This is a genomic window from Amycolatopsis rhizosphaerae (assembly GCF_007713715.1).
Taxonomy (GTDB): Bacteria; Actinomycetota; Actinomycetes; order Mycobacteriales; family Pseudonocardiaceae; genus Amycolatopsis_E; species Amycolatopsis_E rhizosphaerae.
Genome location: NZ_VJWX01000375.1, coordinates 1 through 7207 on the forward strand (window position 1 = coordinate 1; position 7207 = coordinate 7207).

At 69.9% G+C, this 7207-nt stretch carries 7 protein-coding genes; 5 read left to right on the forward strand and 2 right to left on the reverse strand.

The window, feature by feature from the left end; genetic code table 11:
• Both FNH05_RS27795 and FNH05_RS27800 read left to right on the forward strand, forming a co-directional pair.
• A partial coding sequence (locus FNH05_RS27795) for a hypothetical protein (RefSeq protein WP_246127979.1) occupies window positions 1-577 on the forward strand: 577 nt, incomplete at its 5' end.
• Between the two features lie 15 nt (window positions 578-592).
• Window positions 593-1243, forward strand: a complete 651-nt coding sequence (locus FNH05_RS27800) for an NAD(P)H-binding protein (protein ID WP_144591804.1) — start codon at window positions 593-595, stop codon at window positions 1241-1243.
• Between the two features lie 70 nt (window positions 1244-1313).
• Here the strand turns inward: FNH05_RS27800 and FNH05_RS27805 are convergent, their stop codons facing one another.
• Window positions 1314-2636, reverse strand: coding sequence for a D-arabinono-1,4-lactone oxidase (locus FNH05_RS27805; RefSeq protein WP_144591806.1), 1323 nt, complete (start codon window positions 2634-2636; stop codon window positions 1314-1316).
• Window positions 2637-2723: 87 nt separating this feature from the next.
• Here FNH05_RS27805 and FNH05_RS27810 point away from each other — a divergent pair, with 87 nt between their 5' ends.
• On the forward strand, window positions 2724-3911 hold the full coding sequence (locus FNH05_RS27810; protein WP_144591808.1) for an amino acid deaminase/aldolase: 1188 nt from the start codon (window positions 2724-2726) through the stop codon (window positions 3909-3911).
• A 31-nt stretch (window positions 3912-3942) separates the two neighbouring features.
• Here the strand turns inward: FNH05_RS27810 and FNH05_RS27815 are convergent, their stop codons facing one another.
• Window positions 3943-4563 carry a TetR/AcrR family transcriptional regulator gene (locus FNH05_RS27815; protein ID WP_186382772.1) on the reverse strand — a complete coding sequence of 207 codons (621 nt, stop codon included), beginning with the start codon at window positions 4561-4563 and terminating at the stop codon, window positions 3943-3945.
• A gap of 122 nt (window positions 4564-4685) precedes the next feature.
• Between FNH05_RS27815 and FNH05_RS27820 the strand changes: the two genes are divergently transcribed.
• Both FNH05_RS27820 and FNH05_RS27825 read left to right on the forward strand, forming a co-directional pair.
• Window positions 4686-5963, forward strand: a complete 1278-nt coding sequence (locus tag FNH05_RS27820; RefSeq protein ID WP_144591814.1) for a GH1 family beta-glucosidase — start codon at window positions 4686-4688, stop codon at window positions 5961-5963.
• Complete coding sequence (locus FNH05_RS27825) at window positions 5960-7207, forward strand: MFS transporter (RefSeq protein ID WP_144591810.1); 1248 nt, start codon at window positions 5960-5962, stop codon at window positions 7205-7207. Before FNH05_RS27820 ends, FNH05_RS27825 begins: the two co-directional genes overlap by 4 nt.

The window sequence follows — 7207 nt, forward strand, 5'->3', positions numbered from 1 at the left end:
CACCCGTGTCGTCCCGCCCGTCGAGCTTCCCGCGAGTACCTCCTTCCTGGCGAACGCCGCCGCCGGCAGGCTCGGCTGGCAGGGCGTCGTCCTGCCGGAGGTGACCATCCTCGGCCGCCGCGTCTGCGTGGTGGCGAAGCTGCGCACCGACGTGCACGCCGAGCGGATCGCCTTCGGCGTCGGCCCGGTGACCGACCGGACCACGGTGGCCACCTGGACCTGGCCGGAGTTCACCGCCACCGCCCCCGCCCCGGCCGCGGAGATCGTCGGCGTGCTCGCCGTCGCTCGCCACTGGCGCACCGCGATGGCCGCCGCGGTCCCGTTCGCCCGCTACGGCGACGCGGCCATGGTTCTTCCCTCCTCCGCCGTGATGAGCAAGGACTACCTGGACAACTGCCTGCCGCGTGCCCGGTCCTACGGCCTGGCCGTCGTCTCCGCCGACGAGGACGCCGTCGTCGACCGCGACCTCGATGGCTGCCACGAGCGGCTCGTCCTGCCGGAGGACGCGGTCTCCCGCTGGGTCAACGAGATCGTGTACGAGCAGCTCCTCGCCTCCTACGACCTTCCGGTGGCCTGAGTAGGCTTCTGTGTCATGCGAGTGGTGATCGCGGGCGGGCACGGCAAGATCGCGATGCGGTTGGCGCGGCTGCTGGCCGCCCACGGTGATCAGGCGGTCGGGATCATTCGCGATCCCGCCCAGGCGGCCGATCTGCGCGCGGTGAGCGCGGAGCCCGTCGTGCTGGATCTCGAAACCGCCGAGACCGGGGAAGTCGCCGAGGTGCTGCGTGGCGCCGACGCCGCCGTGTTCGCGGCGGGCGCGGGGCCCGGCAGCGGAGTGGCGCGCAAGGACACCGTGGACCGGGGCGCAGCGGCGCTGTTCGCCGCGGCGGCCGAACGGGCGGCTGTCCGCCGTCTTCTGCAGATCGGTTCGATAGGCGTGGGCCGTCCGCCCCGCCCGGGCACCGATGAGGTGTTCGCCGCCTACCTGCGGGCGAAGGAAGCCGCCGAACAGGACCTGCGTGCCCGCGACCTGGACTGGACGATCCTGCGTCCGGGCAGGCTGACCGACGAGCCCGGCACCGGCGAGGTGCATCTGGCCGATTCGGTCGGTTACGGCGAAATCCCCCGCGACGACGTCGCCGCCGTCCTCCTCGCACTGTTGGAGGAGCAGCGCAGCGTGCACCGCACCCTCGAACTCGTCGGCGGCAACACGCCGATCGACGAAGCCGTCGCGCGGATCTGAGCCTTCAGGCCGTGCCCGGAGGCAGGGCCGTGAAGGGACCCTTCACGGCCCTGGACGGTGGCCGGGAGTCTCAGCGGTCGGCGGCTCGCGGGGCGGGGCCCAGTACCCGGTCCAGATAGGGGTTCGCGAACACGCCTGCCGGATCCACCTCGTCGCGGATCCGGAGGAAGTCGTCGAACCGGGGATAGAGCGCCCGCAGCGCGGCCGCGTCGAGATCGTGCATCTTGCCCCAGTGCGGCCGCCCGCCGACTTCGGCGACGATGGCCGCGAACCCCGCGAAGTACTCGCGGTACGGCATGCCGGTGAACTGGTGGATGGCGATGTAGGCGGAGTCGCGGCCGTGCGCGGTGGACAGCCAGAGATCGTCGGCGGCGGCCACCCGGACCTCCACCGGGAAGGCCACCGGGTTTTCCAGCCGGGGGACCAGGGCCCGCAGTTCGGAGAGCACGTGGTGCACGGACTCCCGGGGGACCGCGAACTCGGATTCGACGAACCGCACGCCGCGGTGGGTGACGAACACGCGGTGGGACAGGTCGCTGTACTCGCGGGCGGAAAGCACGGCCGAAGCGAACCGGCCCAGCGGTCGCGTCAGGCGCGGGACCGCGCGGCTCACCCGGCACAGCGTGCCGAAGGCGATGTTCTCCATGATCTCGTAGTCGAGGAACTGGCGTGCGCGGCTCAGTGGTTTGCGGTCGGCGCCGGACGGCAGCCGGTTGTTGCGCTTGACCAGTGCGTTGCGGCCGTACGGAAACCAGTAGAACTCGAAATGGTCGTTTTCCTCCGCGAACTGGTCGAAGCCGTCGAGTACTTCTTCGAGCGGTTCCGGGCGCTCCTGCGCGGAGAGCACGAAGGCGGGCTCGCACTGCAGCGTCACGTGGCTGATCACGCCGAGTGCGCCGAGGCCGACCCTGGCCGCGGCGAACAGATCGGGCCGCCGGTCGGCCGAGCAGGTGACCACGGAGCCGTCCGCCAGCACGAGTTCGAGCTGCGCGATCTGGGTGGCCAGGCCGCCGAGACGGGCCCCGGTACCGTGCGTACCGGTGGACACCGCGCCCGAAATGGTCTGCGCGTCGATGTCGCCGAGGTTCGTCATCGCCAGCCCGAGCGCTTCGAGCTCGGCGTTGAGCTGGTGTAGTGGCGTACCCGAGCGGACGGTGACGCGATGGTTCCCGGCGTCCACCGAGGCGATGCCTCTCCAGTGGGTCAGGTCGATCGCGTCGCCGTCGGCCACCGCGATGGGTGTGAAGGAGTGCCCGCTGCCGCGGGGCCGCACGCGACGGTTGTCGACGGCGGCACCGGCCACCACCTCGGCGATTTCGGCCACGCTGCGCGGCGTGTGCACGCGGTGCGGTTCGGCGGTCGCGGTGCCCGCCCAGTTGGTCCACCGGTTCATGGGGAGTCACCTGTTCGTATCGGAGTGACGGAAACCGTAGGTGAAAGATATTCGCTTTTCAAGACCTGCTGCCGTACCGTACTGCGCATGAGCACATCGAGTGCGGTCACCTTTGACCTGGCCACGAAGGATCTCGATCCCCCGCTGGCCGTCATCGACCTGGCCGCGTTCGACGCGAACGCCGACGACCTGCTCCGGCGGGCGGAAGGCAGGCCGATCCGCCTGGTCAGCAAGTCCCTGCGCTGCCGCTACCTCATCGAACGCGCGCTGGCCAAGCCCGGTTTCTCCGGGCTGATGTGCTATTCGCTCGCGGAGGCGCTGTGGCACGTCGAAAGCGGGACGTGCGACGACATCCTGGTCGCCTACCCGACCGCCGACCGCGGGGCGCTGCGCCGTCTCGCCGCGGACGAGCGGGCAAGGGCCGCGATCACGATCATGGTCGACTCGGCCGCGCACCTGGACTTCGTGACCGCCGTGCTCGGACCGGGCCATCCGGAGATCCGGGTCTGCCTCGAACTCGACGCGTCCTGGCGACCGCTGCGCCTGGTGCACGTCGGCACCCGCCGCTCGCCGGTTTTCACCCCGCGGCAGGCGGCGGCACTGGCCAGGTCGGTGGTGGCCCGCCCGGGATTCCGCCTGGTCGGGCTGATGGCCTACGAGGGGCAGATCGCGGGGCTGCCCGACGCCACGGGGAAACGGACCGACGCACTGGTGCGCTGGATGCAGCGGCGTTCGGCGCGGGAACTCGCGCGGCGGCGCGCCGAAGCGGTCCGCGCGGTGCGCGCGATCGCCGAACTGGAGTTCGTCAACGGCGGCGGCTCGGGGAGTATCGAGCTCACGCTCGCCGAGCCGGCGGTGACCGAGGCGGCCGCGGGATCCGGGCTGATCGGCTCGACCCTGTTCGACGGGTACACGCGCTTCCGGCCGCGCCCCGCCGCGCTGTTCGCACTGCCGGTTGTCCACAAGCCGACGGCCCGTATCGCGACCCTGTTCGCCGGGGGGTACATCGCGTCCGGACCGCCTTCGGCCTCCCGGCTCCCGTCGCCGTACCTGCCCGCCGGACTCAGGCTCCTCCCGGTGGAGGGGGCCGGGGAGGTCCAGACGCCGGTGACCGGAAAACCGGCCCGTGACCTGCGGATCGGTGACCGCGTCTGGTTCCGTCACGCGAAGGCGGGCGAACTCGCCGAGCGGTTCACGGAGTACCACATCGTCGAGGACGGCCGCGTAGTGCGGACCGTCCCGACCTACCGCGGGGAGCAGCAGAACTTCGGCTAGCCCGGAGTGAGTTGTCCACAGGCCCTGTGGACTACTCGCCGAGTCGGCCGGCGAGATATCCCTTGATCAGTTGCTTGGTCTCTTCGACGATCTCCGGATCGCCGTCGGGGTCCCGGTGGAAGGCCAGCTTGAGCAGCGCGTCGGCCACCTCGATGGCCACGGTGATGGCCAGTGGGAGCTTCTCGCCGGGCGTTTCGATGTACTTGCGCACCAGGTCGGTCAGCGCATCGGCGATGACCTTGTTGTTGTCGCGGCTGTCGTCGAGGAGTTGCCGGTCGACCACGTCGCCGAAGTGCACCTTGGAGAAACCGGGCACCGAACGGTGCATCTCCAGGTAGATGTCGAGGATCGAGTCGACCACGTCCCACCAGTGGTGCGGATCCTCGCGGGCGAGCCGTTCGCTGACCGCCGCCATGAAGCGGTCGAGGTTGCGCTGGGTCAGAGCCTGGACGACGGCCCGCTTGTCCGGGAAGAACTGGTACAACGAGCCCACCGCGACTCCGGCGCGCTTCGCGATGAGTGTGGTGGTGAGCGATTCGTAGCCGACCTCGTCGATCAGCTCCGCACTCGCGTCCAGCATCTGCTCCACTCGCCTGGCGCTTCGCCGCTGCACCGGCTGACGGCGCAGCGGGGTCGCCTGGGTGTCCGACACGATGTGCTCCTTCTGGTGCTCTGAACTGCGACTTTAGCGTGCCGAACCGCTTCCCCCCCGGACGAGGGAACGGCTATCGTATGAGAAATTTTCATGTTTCCCTCGCCGAAGGGCGAATGCCAGTGGAAAACCTCACCTTCCCGCCCGATTTCCTCTGGGGCGTGTCCACCTCAGCCTTCCAGATCGAAGGCGCAACCGATGCCGACGGTCGAGGACAGTCCATTTGGGACACGTTCACGGCGGACCAGGGCCAGATCGTCGCCGACGACCACTACCACCGCTACCCGGAGGATGTCGCACTGATGGCGGATCTGGGCGTCGGGGCTTATCGGATGTCCTTCGCCTGGCCCAGAATTCAGCCGAACGGGGGAGGGGCGCCGAACCCCCGCGGACTCGACTTCTACGACCGGCTGCTCGACGCCGTGTGCGCGGCGGGGATCTCCCCGGCGGGCACCGTCTACCACTGGGACCTGCCCCAGGCGCTGGAAGACACCGGCGGCTGGCTGGCCAGGGACACCGCCGCCAGGTTCGCCGACTACGCCGCGATACTGGGCGAACGGTTCGCCGACCGGGTGCGGATGTGGATCCCGATCAACGAACCGATGGTCACCACGGTCTACGGCTACGCCATCGGCGAGTACGCACCCGGCCGGACCTTGCTGCTCGGGGCCGTTCCCACCGCGCACCACCAGCACCTCGCGCACGGCCTGGCGACGCAGGCCCTGCGTGCGGCGGGCGCGGAGAGCATCGGGACCGCCAACCACCATTCGCCGGTCTGGGCCGCCGGAGACGGCGAAGGCGACCGCGCGGCCGCGACCTGGCTCGATGCCCTGCTCAACCGCCTGTTCGCCGATCCCGTTCTGCTCGGCAGGTATCCGGACGAAATGCACGAACACCTCCCGGAGGGATTCGACGGCGACCTGCCGGTCATCGCGCAGCCGCTGGATTTCTACGGCGTCAACTACTACGAACCGCAGGGTGCCGCCGCGCCCGGTGAAGGCAATCCGCTTCCCTTCGAACTTCGCCCGATCGAGGGATATCCACGGACGACGAACGATTCGCCGATCGTGCCCGACGGGCTGCGCGAACTGCTCGTCGGTTTCCGCGAGCGCTACGGCGAGGCGCTTCCACCCGTCTACATCACGGAAAACGGGTGCAGCTTCGACGGAGTGCACGATCCTGAGCGGATCGAATTCCTCAAGGGCCATCTGGCGGCCGTTCGTGCCGCGATGTCGGCCGGAGTGGACGTTCGAGGCTATTTCGTCTGGTCCCTGCTCGACAATTTCGAATGGTCCAAGGGGTACGCTCCCCGCTTCGGGCTGGTCCAGGTGGACTACGAAACCCAGCGCCGCACACCCAAGGACTCCTTCGCCTGGTACCGGAAACTGGTGAGGAAATGAGCGAAACCGCCCTGCCCGCGGCGCTGGCCGAACCGACCGCGCGGGTCCGTCCCGGCTGGACGACGCTGCTGTTCCTCGCGAACATCGGCCTCTGGCTGGGGATCTACGCCCCGATCCAGGTGCTGCTGCCCGAACAGGCCGAACTGCTGGACTCGGCGAACAAGGAACTCGTGTTCGGCGTGGTGACCGGGGTCGGCGCGGTGGTTTCGCTGTTCGCGAACCCGCTCGTCGGGCTGGCGTCGGACCGCACCCGGTCCCGGTTCGGCCGCCGCCACCCGTGGACCCTGCTCGGGGCCTGCGTCGGTGCCGCCGGGCTGGCGGTCCTCGCGTTCGCACCCACCGTCGTGATGATGACCCTCGGCTGGTGCCTGGTCCAGGCGGGGCTCAACGGCATGCTGGCCACGCTGACCTCCGCCGTGCCGGACCGGGTCCCGGTCGAACAGCGCGCGCAGATCGGCGGACTGGTCGGGATCAGCCAGATGCTGGGCACCGTGCTCGGCGCGGTGCTGGTCACCGTCGTGGTCACCAAGCTGCCCGGCGGCTACCTCGCCTGCGCGGCGGTGGTGGTGGCCGGTGCGGTGGTGTTCGTGCTGCGCACCCCGGACCTCGCGCTGCCCCGGGACTGGCTGCCGTCGAACCGGTGGCGGGACGTGCTGGCCGAACTGTGGGTGTCACCGAAGGAGCAGCCGGACTTCTTCTGGGCATGGGGCTGCCACTTCATGATCAACCTGGGGAACGCGCTCGGCACGTTCTACCTGCTGTTCTTCCTCAAGGATGCGGTCCACTACCCGGATCCGGACAGCGGACTGCTGATCATGATGGGGCTGTACGGGGCGGCGCTGGTGGTCGGCGGCCTCACCGTCGGCTGGTTGTCGGACCGTTCCCAGCGGCGCAAGCCCTACGTGCTGTTCGCGGTCGTGGTGATGGCGGCGGCCGCGGTGGTGCTGGTGCTCTGGCAGACCTGGCCCGCCGCGCTGGCCGCGTCGCCGCTGCTCGGTGTCGGGTTCGGCGCCTACTGGGCGGTCGCGCTGGCGATCCTCACCGAGGTCCTTCCCGCGGCGCAGGACCGTGCGAAGGACCTCGGGGTGGTGAACATCGCGAACCTGCTGCCGCAGGTCATCGCGCCGCTGCTGGCGACGGTGATCCTCGCGGATCTGGGCGGTTACCCCGGGCTGTTCGCGGCTTCGGCGGTCGCCACGTTGGCCGCGGGCGGGCTGATCCTCGGGGTGCGCAAGGTGCGGTGA